General features: G+C 61.4%; 17 protein-coding genes. 13 read left to right on the top strand and 4 right to left on the bottom strand.

Annotation, left to right across the window (positions count from 1 at the left end):
• Positions 1–150: 150 nt before the first annotated feature.
• The 10 genes from JQN68_RS03300 to JQN68_RS03255 all read left to right on the top strand — a co-directional run bounded on the left by JQN68_RS03300 (position 151) and on the right by JQN68_RS03255 (position 10,737).
• A complete protein-coding gene (locus JQN68_RS03300) occupies positions 151–1,251 on the top strand; it encodes an ATP-NAD kinase family protein (RefSeq protein ID WP_225071711.1) in 1,101 nt (366 codons plus the stop codon).
• A gap of 89 nt (positions 1,252–1,340) precedes the next feature.
• A complete protein-coding gene (gene thiE / locus JQN68_RS03295) occupies positions 1,341–1,958 on the top strand; it encodes a thiamine phosphate synthase (RefSeq protein ID WP_225071712.1) in 618 nt (205 codons plus the stop codon).
• A 565-nt stretch (positions 1,959–2,523) separates the two neighbouring features.
• Entirely contained in the window at positions 2,524–3,504 is a 981-nt protein-coding gene (locus tag JQN68_RS03290) for a thiamine pyrophosphate-dependent dehydrogenase E1 component subunit alpha (protein WP_225071713.1), read from the top strand.
• A 39-nt stretch (positions 3,505–3,543) separates the two neighbouring features.
• The gene (locus JQN68_RS03285; protein ID WP_225071714.1) at positions 3,544–4,548 is read left to right on the top strand and encodes an alpha-ketoacid dehydrogenase subunit beta; all 1,005 of its coding nucleotides are present in this window, start codon (positions 3,544–3,546) and stop codon (positions 4,546–4,548) included.
• Positions 4,549–4,553: 5 nt separating this feature from the next.
• Entirely contained in the window at positions 4,554–5,921 is a 1,368-nt protein-coding gene (locus JQN68_RS03280) for a dihydrolipoamide acetyltransferase family protein (RefSeq protein WP_249621004.1), read from the top strand.
• 117 nt (positions 5,922–6,038) lie between these two features.
• Positions 6,039–6,965 carry a lipoyl synthase gene (gene lipA / locus JQN68_RS03275; RefSeq protein ID WP_502799345.1) on the top strand — a complete coding sequence of 309 codons (927 nt, stop codon included), beginning with the start codon at positions 6,039–6,041 and terminating at the stop codon, positions 6,963–6,965.
• Positions 6,966–7,168: 203 nt separating this feature from the next.
• Positions 7,169–8,581, top strand: a complete 1,413-nt coding sequence (gene lpdA / locus JQN68_RS03270; RefSeq protein ID WP_225071716.1) for a dihydrolipoyl dehydrogenase — start codon at positions 7,169–7,171, stop codon at positions 8,579–8,581.
• 249 nt (positions 8,582–8,830) lie between these two features.
• Positions 8,831–9,481: a lipoyl(octanoyl) transferase LipB gene (gene lipB, locus JQN68_RS03265; protein WP_225071819.1), complete on the top strand. Its 651-nt coding sequence runs from the start codon at positions 8,831–8,833 to the stop codon at positions 9,479–9,481.
• On the top strand, positions 9,478–10,260 hold the full coding sequence (locus tag JQN68_RS03260; RefSeq protein ID WP_225071717.1) for an alpha/beta fold hydrolase: 783 nt from the start codon (positions 9,478–9,480) through the stop codon (positions 10,258–10,260). The genes lipB and JQN68_RS03260 overlap by 4 nt, the downstream gene beginning before the upstream one ends.
• A 126-nt stretch (positions 10,261–10,386) precedes the next feature.
• Complete coding sequence (locus JQN68_RS03255; RefSeq protein ID WP_225071718.1) at positions 10,387–10,737, top strand: DUF3135 domain-containing protein; 351 nt, start codon at positions 10,387–10,389, stop codon at positions 10,735–10,737.
• Positions 10,738–10,933: 196 nt separating this feature from the next.
• Here JQN68_RS03255 and JQN68_RS03250 read toward each other — a convergent pair whose 3' ends face one another.
• Positions 10,934–11,188 carry a hypothetical protein gene (locus JQN68_RS03250; protein ID WP_225071719.1) on the bottom strand — a complete coding sequence of 85 codons (255 nt, stop codon included), beginning with the start codon at positions 11,186–11,188 and terminating at the stop codon, positions 10,934–10,936.
• 214 nt (positions 11,189–11,402) lie between these two features.
• Positions 11,403–12,113, bottom strand: a complete 711-nt coding sequence (locus JQN68_RS03245; RefSeq protein ID WP_225071720.1) for an ATP-binding protein — start codon at positions 12,111–12,113, stop codon at positions 11,403–11,405.
• A gap of 253 nt (positions 12,114–12,366) precedes the next feature.
• Here JQN68_RS03245 and JQN68_RS03240 point away from each other — a divergent pair, with 253 nt between their 5' ends.
• On the top strand, positions 12,367–13,791 hold the full coding sequence (locus JQN68_RS03240) for an aldehyde dehydrogenase family protein (RefSeq protein WP_225071721.1): 1,425 nt from the start codon (positions 12,367–12,369) through the stop codon (positions 13,789–13,791).
• Between the two features lie 15 nt (positions 13,792–13,806).
• Here JQN68_RS03240 and JQN68_RS03235 read toward each other — a convergent pair whose 3' ends face one another.
• Positions 13,807–14,409 (bottom strand): DNA-binding protein, encoded by a 603-nt coding sequence (locus tag JQN68_RS03235; protein ID WP_225071722.1) that lies wholly within the window; start codon positions 14,407–14,409, stop codon positions 13,807–13,809.
• A gap of 79 nt (positions 14,410–14,488) precedes the next feature.
• A complete protein-coding gene (locus JQN68_RS03230) occupies positions 14,489–15,643 on the bottom strand; it encodes an iron-containing alcohol dehydrogenase (protein WP_225071723.1) in 1,155 nt (384 codons plus the stop codon).
• A 196-nt stretch (positions 15,644–15,839) separates the two neighbouring features.
• Here JQN68_RS03230 and JQN68_RS03225 point away from each other — a divergent pair, with 196 nt between their 5' ends.
• A complete protein-coding gene (locus JQN68_RS03225) occupies positions 15,840–16,352 on the top strand; it encodes a hypothetical protein (protein WP_225071724.1) in 513 nt (170 codons plus the stop codon).
• A complete protein-coding gene (locus tag JQN68_RS03220) occupies positions 16,352–16,897 on the top strand; it encodes a macro domain-containing protein (RefSeq protein ID WP_249621003.1) in 546 nt (181 codons plus the stop codon). Before JQN68_RS03225 ends, JQN68_RS03220 begins: the two co-directional genes overlap by 1 nt.
• Positions 16,898–17,028: the final 131 nt, after the last annotated feature.

The raw sequence follows: 17,028 nt of genomic DNA, 5'->3' as shown, positions 1-17,028 counted from the left end.
GATCTGCGCCATGCTGCAGGCTCAGGGCTATGACCCGGTCTGGAAGGACTGGGACCGGGCGTTTCTGAGCGAGGAGAGCCGATTGGCCAGTTGATGGTTTTTTCTTCAGTCTTCAGCCTTCGGACTGAACTTACCAGGAGGTTCCTGCCCATGACAGGCTGTTCCGCCGCCGATATCAGCATCGGCATCATCGCCAATCCGGCTTCCGGGCGGGATATTCGCCGTCTGGTCAGTGCCGCATCCGGTTTCACCGTGGCCGAAAAGGTCAATATCGTTCGGCGGCTGTGTCTCGGAATGCGTTACATGGGGGTGTCCCGGATTTGCCTGATGCCGGACCTTTCCGGGATTGTCGGCAGCCTCCTGAAACAAAAAGAGCAGGGCTCCCGGGTGCTGGGCGAGCACTGGCCGGAACTGGTGTTGCTGGACATGCCTGTCGAGGAGTCGGCGGTGGATACCCAGCGCGCCGTCGAACACATGGTTCAGTCAGGGGTGCGCGTCATCATTGTTCTGGGTGGGGACGGGACTCATCGGCTGGTGGCCAAACATTGCGGCTCCATTCCTTTGGTGGCTCTGTCCACCGGAACCAACAACGCCTTCCCCCACTACCAGGAAGCCACCGTGGCGGGCATGGCCGCCGGGTTGGTGGGAACCGGCGCCGTCCCCATCTGTGAAGTGACGGAGCGCAACAAGGTGTTGCGGGTCGGCATCAACGATGCCCGCCGGGACCTGGCCCTGGTCGACCTCTGTCTGACGGATGACCGTTGGATCGGGTCGCGGGCCATGTGGCAACCGGAAAAGGTGCGGGAGATCTTCGTTACCTATGCCCAGGCCGACGCCATCGGTCTGTCCGCCGTGGCCGGTCTGGCCAATCCCGTGTCGCGGGATAGCGGCCACGGCCTGCATCTTCGGCTTTGCCCGCCGGGGCAGGGGCGGATGACTTTGTGCGCGCCCATCGCGCCGGGACTCATCGTGCCCATGGGGATTGCCGATCTGCAGATTATTCGGCCGCACCAGCCCTGCAGCCTGACCACGGTCCAGGGTGCCATTTCCCTGGATGGCGAGCGCGAGTATGTCTTTCACACCGGCGATAGTCTGCGCATCTGGCTGGATCTCGATGGACCCTTGACCATCAATGTGTCGCGCACCATGCATCTGGCCGCCGAGCGCGGCATGTTTTCCATGTCCTCACCGACCCTGGCGGTGGAGTCTTCCCTGGCTTGCGGTATGTGCAGTGTCGAGCCGGAGTACTGAAAGGAAGTAAATATTCAGCATCGTGGACGCAGGGTCTCGCGCCGCCCACCCCGAGCCCCTGTGCTGAACGGTTACGAAAGGAATTCGGTATGAGAGCCCATCGCCTCTCCGGCCTTTATCTGATTACCATGCCGGTTGCGGATCTGTTCGAGCGGGTGGAGCTCGCCCTGCAATTGGGGGTACGCACCCTGCAGTACCGGGGCAAGGACGAGGCGCCCGCACGGCAGTTGCAGGTGGCCGGAGAACTGCGGCAACTCTGCCGGCAATATGGTGCCCTGTTCATGGTCAACGACAGTATCCAACTGGCCCGGGAATGCGCGGCCGACGGGGTTCATCTCGGCCAGGGCGACGGCAACGTGGCTGTAGCTCGAAAGGTTCTGGGTGCCGATGCCCTGGTCGGAATGTCCACCCATTGCCTCGCCGAAGCCGTGGCCGCCGAGGAGCAGGGCGCCGACTACATCGGATTCGGCTGCCTGTTTCCGACCGGAACCAAAACCGATACCACCGCCGCCAGCCTCCATGAACTTCCCCGCGTGCGCCGCGCCGTGCGCCTGCCCATCGTCGGCATCGGTGGCATTGATGCCGACAATGCCGGCCGGGTCCTGCAGGCCGGAGCCGACGCCGTGGCGGTCATCTCCGCCGTCATGCAGGCCGACCATCCGGCCGATGCCATCCGCCGTATCCTGCAAAGCTGCCAAACCGCCTGAAACGCATCCCTCATCCCTCGAAGCCTGCTCCCTGCGTCCCAACCACCAGTCGTCAGCTTTCATCCTTCATCCTTCATCCTTCAGCTATCATCCTTCATCCTTAAGCCTTCATCCTTCAGCCTTCAGCCTGCCCTTATAAACCATGGTTTTGCGACAGGTGTTTGATCGACCATGGGACACTTGTCGCATAATTTCCCCGAAGGGTGAGAAGTGTTCGGAGCAGGAGGCATTTCCATGGTGCAAAGACTTCCTGTTTGGGGCTTGTGGCCTTTTTTTGTTGTTGTAAATAGTGTTGAAAAAACAGTGTTTTGTGAGATTTTCGCGGTGCTTTGCCAGAATTTTGGGGTCCTCGATGGAAAATTTGGGAGGGATTGGCACCTGTTGTGCTCTTACAGATTGCCGTCATGCGGGGCAATGAACGCACAGCGGCTTCATTGCCTGAATATAGGAATTTGTAATATCGAGGGCAAAGGAGGTGCTGATTGACGCAGGAAGGCTTGCATGGAGCGGCCATATTCAATCCGTAGTTTTGCTGTAACATTTCAAAGACTGAAGGGAGAAACAGATGAAGGCACAATTGTCCAAAGAAGATCTTCTCAGGGCTTACAGAAAGATGCGCGAGATCCGCGAGTTTGAAGACCGCGTTCATGTCGAGTTCGCCAAGGGGACTCTGCCCGGCTTCGTGCATCTTTACTCGGGTGAGGAAGCGGTTGCCGTCGGCGTCTGCGAACATCTCAACGACTTGGATCGTATCGCCAGCACCCATCGCGGCCATGGTCACTGCATCGCCAAGGGCGTTGATCTGGTGGGCATGATGGCCGAGATCTACGGCAAGCAGACCGGCACCTGCGGCGGCAAGGGCGGCTCCATGCATATCGCCGACCTCGACAAGGGCATGATGGGCGCCAACGGTATCGTCGGTGCCGGTCCCCCTCTGGTGGCGGGTGCCGCTCTGGCTTCCAAGCTGCGCAAGGACGGCAGCGTCGGCGTGGTGTTCTTTGGTGACGGCGCCTCCAACCAGGGCACCAACTTCGAATCCATGAACCTGGCGGTGACTCTGGAACTGCCGATGATTTTCGTGCTCGAGAACAACGGCTACGCCGAATCCACCTCCGTCAAGTACTCCGCCAAGGTCGGCTCGGAAAATATCGCCGACCGCGCCCGCGGTTTCGGCATGCCGGCGGTGACCGTGGACGGCAACGATTTCTTCGCGGTTTACGAAGCGGCCGGCGAAGCCATCGAGCGTGCCCGCAAGGGCGGCGGTCCGACCTTCCTGGAGTGCAAGACCCTGCGCTATTACGGTCATTTTGAAGGCGATGCCCAGACCTATCGTCCCAAGGACGAGGTCAAGAATGCCCGCGCCAACAATTGTCCCCTGAAGCGTTTCGCGGCAGCGGCCGTTGAGGCCGGTCTGGTCGAGGCGGCGGAACTCGAGGCCATCGACAAGGACGTCCTGGCGCTGGTCGAGAAGGCCGTCAAGGAAGCCGAGGCTGCTCCGCAGCCGGATATGAGCGCTTTGCTGACGGACGTTTACGTATCTTACTGACCCCTTGTGACGATTCAGGGTATAGAAAGGAATAAAACGATGGCTAGAAAGATCATGTTCAAGGACGCAATCAACGAAGCCATATGCCTGGAGATGGCGCGCGACGAGTCCGTCATCCTCCTCGGCCTGGATGTGGCCGGCGCCGCCGGTACCGACCAGGAGCGCGATGCCTGGGGCGGCGTGCTCGGCGTTACCAAGGGGATCTATCCCAAGTTTCCCGATCGGGTAATCGATACCCCCATTTCCGAGTCCGCCTACATCGGCGCCGCCGTCGGCGCTTCGGCTTGCGGCATGCGCGCCATCGGGGAACTGATGTTCTCCGACTTTTTGGGAGTGTGCTTCGACCAGCTGTACAACCAGGCGGCCAAGTTCCGCTACATGTTCGGCGGCAAGGCCGTGACCCCGGTCACCATCCGCACCATGATCGGCGCCGGTTTCAGCGCCGCCGCCCAGCATTCCCAGAGTCCCTATTCCATGTTCGCCCATGTGCCGGGCCTGAAGAGCATCATCCCCTCCAACCCCTATGACGCCAAAGGGTTGCTGGCGGCCTGCATTCAGGATGACGATCCCTGCGTCTTCTTCGAGCACAAGGCCCTCTACACCATGAAGGGCGAGGTTCCGGAAGAGCACTATACCATCCCTCTGGGTAAGGCGAATGTGGTTCAGGAAGGCAAGGACGTGACCATCGTCGCCCTGGCGCGCATGGTGCAGGTGGCCACCCAGGCGGCCAAGGCCCTGGCCAAGGAAGGCATCGAGTGCACCATCATCGATCCGCGCACCATCTCGCCCTTGGACAAGGACACCATTTTCTCCAGCGTTGAGAAAACCGGTCGCCTGGTGGTGGTGGATGAGGACAACGATCGTTGCGGCTTCGCGACGGATATCGTCGGCATGGTGGCCCAGGACCTGTTCCGCTCCCTGAAAGCGGCGCCGCAGATGGTCACGCCGCCCTTCGTGCCGGTACCTTTTGCCGCCAACCTGGAAGCCGAGTATATTCCCAACGCCGCCAAGGTGCAGGCAGCTGTACGCAAAACCCTGGAGTAATCATCATGAGTGAAGCAAGGATCATCGCCCTCACCATGCCCAAGTGGGGGTTGACCATGGAAGAAGGGACCATCGCCTCCTGGCTCATCGAGGAGGGGGACGAGGTGGAGCCCGGCACCGAGATGCTGGAGGTCGAGACGGACAAGATCGCCCAGCCGGTGGAATGCACGGTCAGCGGCGTGCTGCGCCGCAAGATCGGTGAAGAAGGGGAAGTCTATCCGGTGCAGGCCCTGATTGGCGTGATTGCCGGCGCCGATGTGCCTGACGAAGAGATCGATGCCTTTCTGGCCGCTTATGGCGGTGAGGAAAATGAGGGTGCAGAGGAATCTTCCCCTGAGGCCGTCTCGGCTCCCGCCGGGATCCATGAACTGACCATGCCCAAGTGGGGCCTGACCATGGAAGAAGGGACGATTGCTTCCTGGATGCTCGACGAAGGCGATGAAGTGGAACCCGGCACCGAGATCATGGAAGTCGAGACGGACAAGATCGCCCAGGCGGTGGAAAGTACGGTCAGCGGCATTCTGCGCCGCAAGATCGGCGAGGAGGGCGAAGTGTATCCGGTGCAGGCCCTGATCGGTATCATCGCCGAGGCCTCGGTTTCCGATGCCGATATCGATGCCTTTCTTGCCCGACGCAGCGGCGCGGCGGCTCCCGCTACCGAACCGGAAACTGCGGAAACAATCCCTTCCGCAGCTCCGGCAAAGCCGGCCAGCAAGCCCATGACGGCCATGCGTGCCGCGATTTCCAGTACGGTGACCAACTCCTGGACGGTTCCTCAGTTCCCGGTCACCATGGCTATCGACATGGGTGCCGCCAAGCAGTTCCGGAACGATCTCAAGGCCGCCTGCAAGACCGTGTCCATGAACGACATGGTGGTGAAAGCCTGCGCCAAGGCCATCGAGAAGTATCCGATGGTCAACGCCACCCTGGGCAACAAGGAATACATCTTGAACCCCGAGGTGAATATCGCCGTGGCCGTCGGCCTCGACGACGGCCTGATGATGCCGGTTGTCAAAGGCTGTCAGGACCTCAGTCTGGAAGAGGTGGCCGGCAGTTCCCGGGCCCTGATCGACAAGGTCAAGGCCGGGACCTGCGGCCCGACGGAGATGGCCGGGGGCAACTTCGCCATCTCCAACCTGGGGATGCTCGGGGTCGACCAGTTCGTGGCTCTGGTACCCCCGGGAATGACGGCGATCCTGGCCGTAGGCGGTATCAAGGAAGAAGTGGTCGTGAAGGACGGCAACATGGTCCCTGCCTCAACCATGAAGGTAACCCTGGTAGCCGACCACCGGGTGGTGGATGGATTGTATTCCGCCCAATATCTGGTGGAACTGAAGCGCCTGCTGGAAAACCCGGCGGAACTGCAGGGTTGAGAATGGAACAGCCCGGAGCCGGCATCCGGGTGTAAGTAGGCCCTCCGGGGGCGAGCGCCCTCGGAGGGCCGGCACAAATCCGCCGGTTGGCAAATCAGCATGAACAGGGAGCCAGTCATGGCACTGATGGAAAAAAAGCGCGGTGGCGCCAAAACGGCTCGAAGTTGCATGGACATCGATCAAATTCTCGCCAAACCGGCCTGGATCAAGGCCAAGGCGCCGGCGGCGCCCGAGGTGCGGGAGTTGACAGGCATTCTGCGCAACCACAGCCTGCATACCGTCTGTGAGGAAGCCAATTGCCCGAACCTGGGCGAATGCTTCCAGCGCGGCACCGCCACCTTCATGATCATGGGGGATATCTGCACGCGTCGCTGTCCGTTCTGCGACGTCGCCCATGGTCGTCCCGCGCCCCTGGACGAGCAGGAACCGGAGCATCTGGCGGCGGCCATCCAGGCCATGCAGTTACGGTATGTGGTGATCACCTCCGTCAACCGTGACGATCTTCCCGATGGCGGCGCCGGGCACTTTGCACGCTGTATCGGCGCCATCCGGGCCACCGGCAGCGGTGTCAAGATCGAAATCCTGGTGCCGGATTTTCGCGGACATGTCGAGGCGGCCTTCGAGGGCCTGGCCGGCAACCTGCCGGACGTGTTCAACCACAACCTGGAAACGGTGCCCCGCCTGTATGGCGAGGCGCGTCCCGGCGCGCGCTACGGTGAGTCGCTGCAGTTGCTGCAGCGGTTCAAGGCGCGTTTTCCGGGAATCCCCACCAAGTCCGGTCTGATGGTCGGCCTCGGTGAAACGGACGAAGAAATTCTGACGGTGATGCGTGATCTGCGCGCCCATGGCTGCGACATGCTGACGGTGGGCCAATACCTGCGCCCCAGCCGCCATCATCTGCCGGTGCGCCGCTACGTGACACCTGAACAGTTCGACAAATTCCGGGAAGAAGGCCTGGCCATGGGCTTTGCCCAAGTCGCTTCCGGGCCCTTGGTGCGTTCTTCCTATCATGCCGACCTGCAGGCCCGCGAGGTGCTGCAGTAACACCCAAGTTTCGGCGTAATCTATTCTGCAGCGGTGTGCAGGGTCCCGTGCCGCCCACGCCGCGGGCCGCATGAACCCATCCCAGGGGCTTGGCCGGCGCCATCCGGGCGCCAGACACCCTCGGCGCGGGCGCCCCGAGACCCTGTACGGCACAGTTGCTTTTCGACAAAAACCTCGGTTTTTGCACCATAAGGAGAAGATAAATGGCTGAAGACGTTTTTGATCTGGTGATTCTGGGTGCCGGCCCCGGCGGTTATGTCGGAGCGATCCGCGCCTCCCAGTTGGGACTCAAGGTGGCCGTGGTGGAAAATCGCCCGACCCTGGGCGGGGTCTGCCTGAACGAGGGCTGCATCCCCAGCAAGGCCCTGCTGGATTCCAGCGAACACTTCGCGCTGGCTCGGGACAAGTTCGACCTGCACGGCATCGAGATTGCGCCGCCGAAACTGAATCTGGCGCGCATGATGGAGCGCAAGGCAGGAGTGGTCAGCGACCTTACCGGCGGCATCGCCTACCTGTTCAAGAAAAACAAGGTGACCTGGCTCAAGGGTCGCGGCAAACTGATGGGCGCCGGCAGCGACGGCCTGCAGCAGGTGCAGGTGGAAGGCAAGGATGCCGGCGTGGTGCGCGGCAAGCAGGTGCTGCTGGCGACGGGCGGCAAGGTGGCCCGAATTCCCGGCCTGGACGTGGACGGCGAGGTCATCATCGACAATGCCGGGGCGCTGTGTCTGCCGGCGGTGCCGGAACATCTGGTGGTCATCGGCGCGGGCTATATCGGCCTGGAACTGGGTTCCGTCTGGCTGCGTCTCGGTGCCAAAGTGACGGTGGTTGAAATGCTGCCGGTCATGCTGCCCAAATCGGACGGGGAGGCGGTCCAGGCTCTGACCCGATCCCTGAAAAAGCAGGGCATGGCCTTTCATCTGGGAACCACCGTTCAGGGCATCGAGGTGAGCAACGGTCAGGCGCGCATCACTCTGGCCAAGGGGGACAAGGTCCAGGAAATCACCTGCGACAAGGTGCTGCTGTCCGCCGGACGCAAGCCCAACACCGACAACCTGGGTCTGGAAGAAATCGGCGTCCAACTCGACGAGCGGGGCTGCATCCGGGTGGATGAAAACTACGCCACCACCGTGCCGGGCGTCTACGCAATCGGCGATTTGATTCCCGGCCCCATGCTGGCGCACAAGGCGTCGGAGGAGGCGGTGGTGTTCGTTGAACGCCTGGTGGGAAAGAACTCCCAGGTGCATTACGAGACCATCCCCGGGGTCTGCTACACCTGGCCGGAGATGGCTTCCGTCGGCCAGACGGAGGAACAGCTCAAGGAGGCGGGGGTGCCCGTCAAAACCGGCAAATTCAACTTCATGGCCAACGGCCGGGCTCGGGCCATGGCCGAGACCGAGGGCTTCGTCAAGGTGCTGGCCCATGCCGACACCGGTCAGGTGCTGGGCGTGCACATCTTCGGTCCGCGCGCTTCGGACATGATTGCCGAAGCCGTGGCGGTAATGAGCTACGGCGGTACCGCCCACGATATCGGCGCCATGTTCCACGGGCATCCGACCCTGGCCGAAGCCCTCAAGGAGGCGGCTCTGGACGTGGACAAGGCCGCGGTACATTGCTGAGATTCGCCTATCCTGCGGGATCGACGGGTTCCGTGCCATAGGGTTGACGGCGGGCTGCTGCACCACACAAAAATTGCTTCTTCCTCCCCGGCAATCGCGTTGCAGCCCGCCGTCGAACAAGCACCTTCACCTTTTACCAGGGTTAAGTATCTGCGAGACCCTGTTTCCGGGTGGGAGGACCCTCCTAGCCTCCCACCCGGGCTTTTTTGTTCTAAGTTGATTTAAAAGCTTCCGGAGTGCGCCGTGGAATTGAAGGTCCAGGATTTGGGAACGATCGGCTATGGTCTGGCCTTGGCTCTGCAGGAGGATCTCGTTGCCCGCATCGCGGCGGGCCGGTCGGAGGAAACGCTGCTGCTGCTGGAGCACCCGCCGGTCTACACCGTGGGACGCGGCGGTCACCTGGAAAATGTCCTGGATGAATCCATCGAGGTGGTGCGCATCAACCGGGGTGGCGACATCACCTATCATGCACCAGGCCAGTTGGTCGGCTACCCGCTGCTGAACCTGGGTCGCCGGGGGCGGGATCTGCATCATTATTTGCGGTTTCTTGAAGAGGTGCTGATCCAAACGGCCGCCCATTTTGGCGTCGACGCCTGGCGCGAGGCTGGTCTTACCGGGGTATGGACGGCCCAGGGAAAATTGGCCTCCATCGGGGCGGGGGCGCGGCGCTGGGTCACCATGCACGGTTTTGCCCTGAATGTTTCCATCGACTTGGCGGGCTTTCAGCGTATCCATCCTTGCGGCATCCAGGATTGTCCTATGGTCTCCCTGGAGGGACTGACAAAGCGGCACCTGCCCATGCCGGAAGTCAAGGGTATCGTTGCCGGGATCTTCCAAAGGCTGCTGCCGGAATGGCTGCCGCTGGCGGAGGGCGTATTCGCTTCGGACCCGTCGTTATGAAACTGGCCCTGAACTGGGAAGTGCAGGGCGAAGGCATTCCACTGGTTGTTCTTCACGGCCTGTTCGGCAGCCTCGACAACTGGCGCTGGATGGCGCAACGACTCTCCGGCGAGTTTCAGGTTTTCAGCGTCGATCAGCGCAATCATGGGCAGTCGCCGCACAGTCCGGTTTTTGATTACCGGGCCATGGTTGAAGACCTGGAAAAATTCCTGGATGACCGCCTATTGGACCGGGTGCACCTGCTTGGACATTCCATGGGCGGGAAGACCGCCATGCTTTTTGCCGCCCATTACTCGGAGCGCATCGACCAACTGCTGGTGGCCGACATCGGCCCCGGTCCGAACCCGCCTCGGCATGATGGGATTTTTGCTCTCCTGCAGGCGTTGCCCCTGGATTCCATGGAGAATCGAGGCGCCGCGGATCGCTGGCTTCGAGAGCGCCTGCCCGACCCCAACCTGCGCGGCTTTCTGCTGAAAAACCTCCAATTGTCACCAGAAGGCCGACTGCAATGGCGCTTCAACCTTCCGGTCCTGCGGCGCAATTACGACCAAATCCTGGAGGCTTTGCCCATTGAAAGGCCGGTCGAGGTTCCGACCCTGTTTTTGCGCGGCGAGCATTCCGACTATCTGCCGCCGGCCGAATTGGAGTCCCTGGGTAAAATTTTTCCCCGCTGCCGCATGGTGACTCTGGCCGGTGCCGGCCATTGGCTGCATGCCGACCAACCGCTAGCCTTTCACCACCAGGTCCGCGAATTTCTGCGAGAAAACCCCGGTCCCTAACACAATCCCCCAGTGCCTCTCAGACTCGCCGGCACCTCATGCAGCAGGCCTTGTAAATCTCTCCTTCCGTGGCTGATATCTGCTTTGGTCGATGGTAGACTTGAAGCAGGAAGGGAGGTGGGGGTATTGACGAACAAAAAGCCGACGGAATTCCGCATTGACGAGTTGATCGGACTTTATCAACAGGATCCCGAGCGTTTCGAGGCTTTGCGGGAAGAATGGATTCGTACCACCATCGAGGAATTTCCGGAGGAATATCGACAACGGGCGCGTGGATTGCAGTTTCAGATCGAAATGAAACTGCGAAAGTATCACGACCCCGTGGCGCGCATGCATGCCATGTTCGATATGTTCTGGGACCAGTTCATGGAATTCGACAGGGTGTTGCACGATCCTCAGAGTTGCCTGGAGCAAAGAAGTGGACGGGTGAAAACTGCCAGGGTGTTGGAATTTCGTAAATCTTCTCGACGGCATTGACCTGAATGCAAAGATCCTGGCCTGCAGGTGTTCAAATACACAGCAGCGTAATGTTGCAGTGCCGGTTGGTTTTTACGAGGTGCCACGTAGCCCGCTGCAATGATCACAGGTAGACTTCAAACATACAGAACATCCAACTCCTTCTTTTGGCACGTTGATTCAACCTCCTGATCAACGTGCCTTTTTTTGCCTTTGCTCAAGGCACTCTGCGGTAACAAAGCCCCGAATCCGCCATTAGATCGCAACAGTCCTCCGGCGCGGGCACCACCTCGATGAGGTGGTAGAGTTCCGTCGGCGCATCCTGGAGGTGGGCCAGGATTTCCTCTTCAGAGTGCCGTTCATCAAAAATCAGGACATCATAACTGGCGTCCAGAATATGGAGATGGGCCGCCAGATCCGCCGACCAACGGTCGCACCAATGGGTCAGGTTTTTGATGATCAGTCCTTTCATAGCCGGACCTCCTTTGTATGCAGTGAGGAACAGGCCCCAGTGGACATGGGTCGGATGGAGTGTCCCGGTCAGTATGAAGCCTTGATTTTATTTTATCGGATTTCAGGCGCTTGCCAACGGCACGGGGGCTGATGATTGTTTCAGGCGGAATAACCGACCGGCAGCCCGGAACGGTCCGGGCTGCCGTGGGGAACGGGATGTGTCGGGGCGTCGATTATTTAAGGTCGCCGCGGATACCGATGGTGATGGTTTCCACGGGAATATCCTTGCCACTGGCAGCCACTGCCTGCTGGGCCAGGGAGACCAGGCCGGCGCAGCAGGGCACTTCCATGCGCACCACGGTCAGGCGCCGGATATGGTTTTGCTGCACGATGGCGGTCAGGCGGTTCAGGTAAGCCTGGCCGTCATCCAGTTTCGGACAGCCGATGAGCAGAGTTTTGCCCTGCAGAATATCCCGGTGAAAATCGGCGTAGGCGAAGGGTGCGCAGTCGGCCGCCAGCAAGAGATCCGCGTTCGCCAGGAAGGGAGCCGTGGGCGGTACCAACTGCAGTTGCACGGGCCAATGGCCGAGATGCGACTGACGGCTGCCGCCGGTGTCCTCCTGGGTCGCCGGCGGTTCCAGGTGGTGCAGGCGGGCCGAGGGACAACCGCCATGGGCGGCGCGGGGCCGGGCCGCCGGCGCGGCGTTGGTCTTGAGGTGGGCGGCCACCTGCTCTTCATCGAAATGATCCGCATTGCGACGTTCGATGGTGATGGCATCCTGGGGGCAGTGCCCCAGACAGGCGCCCAGGCCGTCGCACAGATTGTCCGCCACCAGGCGGGCCTTGCCGTCGATAATCTGGATGGCGCCTTCCGCGCAGGCCGGTACGCACAGACCGCAACCGTTGCATTTCTCTTCGTCGATTTTCACTATTTCACGGATCATGATGGGCTCCCGCTTTAGGGGTGAGGGTTTTTTTGTCCTGATGTGAGGTCATAGTGCCTCAATCGACGCCGATTGAACTTGATGCCGGTCAACATTGCACCATTTTCTCCAACCGCTCGAAGAATTCTCAAACCTGACCGGCAAACCGGTTGCGGGGTTGGGTCGTCGGTCCGGCTTTGCTATACTGATGTCTCATCATTCATCTGAAACCCATGGCAGGGCAGGGCTCGGCCCGCCCGGGAAGGAGCAGGACATGACGCAACGCAACTTCTTGTTTATCGATGGACAATGGCAGGCTTCCCAGAATGGCGCCACCATCGAGGTCGTCAATCCGGCCACCGAGGAGGTTTTCGCCAGGGTGCCGGCGGGCTGCCCGGTGGATGTGGAACTGGCGGTGGCGGCGGCCCGGGCAGCACTGCCCGCCTGGTCGGCGACACCTGGGGCGCAGCGCGCCGATTATCTGGAGCGCATCGCCCGGGGATTGCAGGATCGCACGGAGGAACTGGCGGCGGTGATTACCGCGGAACTCGGCATGCCGCTGAAGCTGTCCCGCCGCATTCAGGTCGGCCTGCCCATCCAGACCCTGCAGCAATTCGCCGCTTTGGCGCGCGACTATGTTTTTGATGAGCCCCTCGGTGGATCCCTGATCGTACGCGAACCGGTCGGAGTGGTGGCCTGCATCACCCCTTGGAACTATCCCCTGCACCAGATCGCCGCCAAGGTCGCTGCGGCTCTGGCGGCCGGCTGTACCGTGGTCGTCAAACCCAGCGAGGTGGCGCCCCTGGATGCCTTCATTCTAGCGGAAGTCGTCGAGGCGGTCGGCCTGCCGGCAGGGGTTTTCAACCTGGTCAGCGGCCCCGGGCATCCCGTTGGTGAAGCTCTGGCCGGGCATCCCGGAGTAGACATGGTGTCCTTCACCGGCTCGACCCGGGCCGGCCGGCGCATCATGGAACTGGCGGCGGCTTCCATCAAGCGCACCGCCTTGGAACTGGGCGGCAAATCGCCCTCCGTGATTCTGGAGGATGCCGATCTGGCCGCGGCGGTGAAAGCAACAGTGGGCGGCTGCTTCTTCAACAGCGGCCAGACCTGCAGCGCCCTGACCCGGATGCTGGTACCGGAAGACCGCTACCAAGAGGCAGCCGCCTTGGCCGTCGAGGCGGCGCGAGCCTATACGGTCGGCGACCCCATGGCCGGACAGGCTCGTTTGGGTCCGCTGGTCTCCGCCGTTCAGCGTGAACGAGTCAGGGATTATATTCGGCGCGGAATCGCCGAGGGGGCCGAACTGCTGTTGGGCGGCGCAGCGCCGCCGGACGGCCTGGAACGGGGCTATTACGTGCAGCCGACGGTGTTCGGCCGGGTCACGGCCGAGATGAGCCTTGCCAGGGAGGAAATTTTCGGACCGGTGCTGGCTATTCTTACCTATCGGGATGAAGAACATGCCCTGGCCTTGGCCAACGATTCGGATTACGGCCTGGCAGCGGCCGTCTGGTCGGGAGATGAGGCCAAAGCCCTGCGGATGGCGCGGCGGTTGCGGGCCGGCCAGGTGGATGTCAACGGTGCTGCTTTCAACCCCCTGGCACCTTTCGGGGGCTTCAAGCAGTCGGGCTACGGTCGGGAAATGGGCCGCTTTGGGCTGGAGGAATTCCTGGAGGTGAAATCGGTTCAGCGGCCGGGCTAGCTCGGGTTGTCGACGTTAAAAATCGAAGGTTTTCTGCGGTGCCGGCTCGGCGCTTTTGCGGCTGCGGCGGTTGGTTTGCGTCGCCGGGGGGGATGGCGGATCTTCCGGCGGCGCGACGGTGGCGGCACCTGCTTCGTCCTGAACGGGCCGTTGCTGTTCGAGGTGCCGCAGGCGGCAACGGGCCTCGTCAAGTTGCTGCTGCAACCGTTCCAGGCGCTGCTGCCATTCGTGTTGACGATCGCAGGCCGCCGCCTCCATTTGCTCCAATCGGTCCGTCAGTTCCCGGTTGCGCTGTACCATTACGGCCAACTGGGCCTGTGCGGTTTCGGTCTCGGCCATGCCGGCACTTAGCCGTTCCTGCCATTGCTGTTGCAAAGTTGCAGTTTTCTCCAGAATTTCCCGTTGCAGTGCCTTGCGCAACTGGGGCGAGAATTCTCCATGGTCCGCCTGAGAGGCCTCGGGGCGGCCGTGCTGCCAGCATTGCAGGTGCTTCAGGACCGTTGACATGGAACCGCCGGTGCGATGCTGGACGGCGCGTACCGTCAGCCGCTGTCCATCCTTCAGAAGTTCCTGACAGACTTCGGCAACCCGGGCCAAGGTGATACCCTTTCGTGGCATGACAAGCTCCCAAGGCAAGGCGCCGGGGCCGTGGGCTCCGGCGGCAGGAAAACACCCCGATTAGTTTCTTGATAGCCTGCTATTCGGCCAGGGCCAGGATTGCGGCCACATCCGCCGCGCCCAGATCCTGATGCTCGCCAAGGAGAGGCTCCCGGGCGCCGAGACGTTGTTCGATGATGCGACAATCCGCCGGGCTGATTTGGTAATCCCGCAACCTGGTCGGCAGTCCCAGGGTTTCGAAGAAATTCCTGGTGCGCGCCAGAGCGGCGTCGATGGTCTGATCGGTCGTGGTTTCCGTCACGCCCCAGACGCGTCGTGCAAATTGGAGCAGCTTTTCGGCCTTGCGATGGCGCTGGTGGCTGAGCACCGCCGGCAGGACGATGGCCAGGGACCGGGCGTGTTCCAGACCGAACCGGGCGGTCAGGTCATGACCGATGGCGTGGGAGGACCAGTCCCCCGGCACACCGCAGGACAGACTATGGTTGAGGGCCTGGGTGGCGCACCACATGAGGTTGGCGCGCACGGCATAGCCGTCCCCTTCGGAGTGCAGCTTCGGCGCCTCTTCGAGCAGGGTCAGAAGGATGGCCTCGGCCTGCCGATCCTGCAACGGCGCATTCGCCGGGTAGGTGAGATATTGTTCGCAAACGTGAGCGAAGGTATCCACCACGCCGTTGGCAAGTTGCCGATAGGGCAGGGAGAAGGTGGTGTCCGGGTCGAGGATGGAAAAACGCGGATAGAGATGTTCGCTTTTAAGGGGGATTTTCTCTTGGGTCTCAGTGCGGGAAATGACCGCGTTGAGGTTCATTTCCGACCCCGTTGCCGGCACGGTCACCACGCAGCCCAGGGGCAGCGCCGCGCTGACCGGGACCTTTTTCAGCACCATGTCCCAGGGATCCCCCTGGGTATGGGGGATGGCGGCGGCGATGAACTTGGTGGCATCCATGACGGAACCGCCCCCGGCCGCCAGCAGGAAGTCGATGCCGAAGGATCTGGCTTGGGCGACGGCCCGCATGCAGGTCTCATAACTCGGATTGGGTTCGATGCCGCCAAATTCTTCGACCCGATGATGGCGCAGCGCCGCCATCACCTGGTCGTAAACGCCGTTGCCCTTGATGGACCCGGAGCCGTAGAGCAGCATGACTCGGGCCCGGGCGGGCACCAGTTCCGCAAGGCTGGCAATTGTCCCCTGGCCGAAGATGATTTTTACCGGGTTGTGAAAAACAAAATTCTGCATCTTGCGCCATAACGGTTAAGATTAGAAAAGACGTGACGTCTCCGGTCGTGGCACAGTTCGCACGGCCTCGGTCTGGGGGCATGTAATGCTTTTCAAGTATAGGGAAAAGCGGTCGGGTAGGCAAGGCCGTCGGAGGAGGGCATGCCCAACCGGCTCGCCGGCGCAGACCACCCCACCCATTAAGGAGGCAAGCGGAATGATCATGGAGGCTCCTGCACGTTCTGCGGAACAGGTCCTGGTCGGCCTGGATTTTGAAGAGGCCGGCATGGCTCTGAGCCCTCCACCCAAGCCACAAGCGGCCCTGATTGTCAAGGAACGGTCCGCTGCCATCCGCCTGCTGGGTGACAAACCGCCGGCCGTTCGGGTCGGTCTGCTGTTGGAAAAGGGCGTCGGAGTCCTGGTGGTTCTGATCAAGGCCGGTCAATACGCTGCACGCATCTATCCCATCTGGTGCAACCCGCGCCGGCCGTCGGATCAGACGGTGCTCGCGGTTCTTTCGGGGCAACCCTTTGTCGGGGTGCAATTTTACGGCAGCAGCGGCCGGCGCGAGCGTACCTTTATCGTTGAAAATCCCTGCCCGGCGTTCCGGAGCCGCTGGCAACAGGCTTTGGAACGCTGTCTGCCCTGGTCCGATGAGGAATTTGGCAAAGCGGTGCGCTCCATTCTGGCCCGGCATGGCGGCTCCGCCAATCTCTGGGAAGCCCTTTGATGATGGCACAATATCCCCTGGCAGGCCGCATGGAGGTTATCTGGGGCGACATCACCAGCCTGCGGGTGGATGCGGTTGTCAATGCCGCTAAAGGCTCCCTGGAGGGCGGAGGAGGAGTCGATGGTCTGATCCATTGGGCGGCCGGTTCCAGATTGCTGGAAAGCTGTCGGCGATTGGGCGAATGCCCCATGGGGGAGGCGCGCATTACCCCCGGGTTTGATTTGCCGGCGCGCTTCATCATTCATACGGTGGGCCCCGTGTACGGCCTCGATCCGGAGCCGGAACGGATACTGGCCGACTGTTATCGCAACAGCCTGCGCCTGGCCATCGATCATGGCCTGCGCACCATCGCCTTTCCCGCCATCAGCTGTGGCAGCTATCGTTTTCCGGTGGCCCGGGCCTGTCCCATCGCCATCGGCACCGTCGCGGACCTTTTGCGGCGGGAATCCTTGCCGGAGAAGGTGCTGTTCGTCGTGCATTCTCTGGAGCATTATGAAATCTATCGGACGGTTTTGCAGGGCATCCTGGATGGGGAAGAACCGTAATTCTCCCTGTGATGGGATCTGGTGATGTACCTGCCACCAGCAGCAGGTGGTCTTTATCGTAATCGTAGTATGGCTCGACCGTCATTACGATCATGACAACGACAACCGTTCGCGCATAAAAAAAGGCCGTC

It is taken from the genome of Desulfuromonas sp. CSMB_57 (assembly GCF_020194955.2).
Lineage (GTDB): Bacteria > Desulfobacterota > Desulfuromonadia > Desulfuromonadales > Syntrophotaleaceae > JAFCIY02.
The sequence above is the reverse complement of the archived record's forward strand: the minus strand, read 5'-3'. Positions and strand labels throughout refer to the sequence as shown.

What these genes read in the sequence shown, in the direction of transcription:
- JQN68_RS03300 (WP_225071711.1), top strand. Translation starts at nt 151, where the DNA reads ATGACAGGCTGTTCCGCCGCCGATATCAGCATCGGCATCATCGCCAAT.
- thiE (WP_225071712.1), top strand. Translation starts at nt 1,341, where the DNA reads ATGAGAGCCCATCGCCTCTCCGGCCTTTATCTGATTACCATGCCGGTT.
- JQN68_RS03290 (WP_225071713.1), top strand. Translation starts at nt 2,524, where the DNA reads ATGAAGGCACAATTGTCCAAAGAAGATCTTCTCAGGGCTTACAGAAAG.
- JQN68_RS03285 (WP_225071714.1), top strand. Translation starts at nt 3,544, where the DNA reads ATGGCTAGAAAGATCATGTTCAAGGACGCAATCAACGAAGCCATATGC.
- JQN68_RS03280 (WP_249621004.1), top strand. Translation starts at nt 4,554, where the DNA reads ATGAGTGAAGCAAGGATCATCGCCCTCACCATGCCCAAGTGGGGGTTG.
- lipA (WP_502799345.1), top strand. Translation starts at nt 6,039, where the DNA reads ATGGCACTGATGGAAAAAAAGCGCGGTGGCGCCAAAACGGCTCGAAGT.
- lpdA (WP_225071716.1), top strand. Translation starts at nt 7,169, where the DNA reads ATGGCTGAAGACGTTTTTGATCTGGTGATTCTGGGTGCCGGCCCCGGC.
- JQN68_RS03260 (WP_225071717.1), top strand. Translation starts at nt 9,478, where the DNA reads ATGAAACTGGCCCTGAACTGGGAAGTGCAGGGCGAAGGCATTCCACTG.
- JQN68_RS03250 (WP_225071719.1), bottom strand. Translation starts at nt 11,188, where the DNA reads ATGAAAGGACTGATCATCAAAAACCTGACCCATTGGTGCGACCGTTGG.
- JQN68_RS03245 (WP_225071720.1), bottom strand. Translation starts at nt 12,113, where the DNA reads ATGATCCGTGAAATAGTGAAAATCGACGAAGAGAAATGCAACGGTTGC.
- JQN68_RS03240 (WP_225071721.1), top strand. Translation starts at nt 12,367, where the DNA reads ATGACGCAACGCAACTTCTTGTTTATCGATGGACAATGGCAGGCTTCC.
- JQN68_RS03235 (WP_225071722.1), bottom strand. Translation starts at nt 14,409, where the DNA reads ATGCCACGAAAGGGTATCACCTTGGCCCGGGTTGCCGAAGTCTGTCAG.
- JQN68_RS03230 (WP_225071723.1), bottom strand. Translation starts at nt 15,643, where the DNA reads ATGCAGAATTTTGTTTTTCACAACCCGGTAAAAATCATCTTCGGCCAG.
- JQN68_RS03225 (WP_225071724.1), top strand. Translation starts at nt 15,840, where the DNA reads ATGATCATGGAGGCTCCTGCACGTTCTGCGGAACAGGTCCTGGTCGGC.
- JQN68_RS03220 (WP_249621003.1), top strand. Translation starts at nt 16,352, where the DNA reads ATGATGGCACAATATCCCCTGGCAGGCCGCATGGAGGTTATCTGGGGC.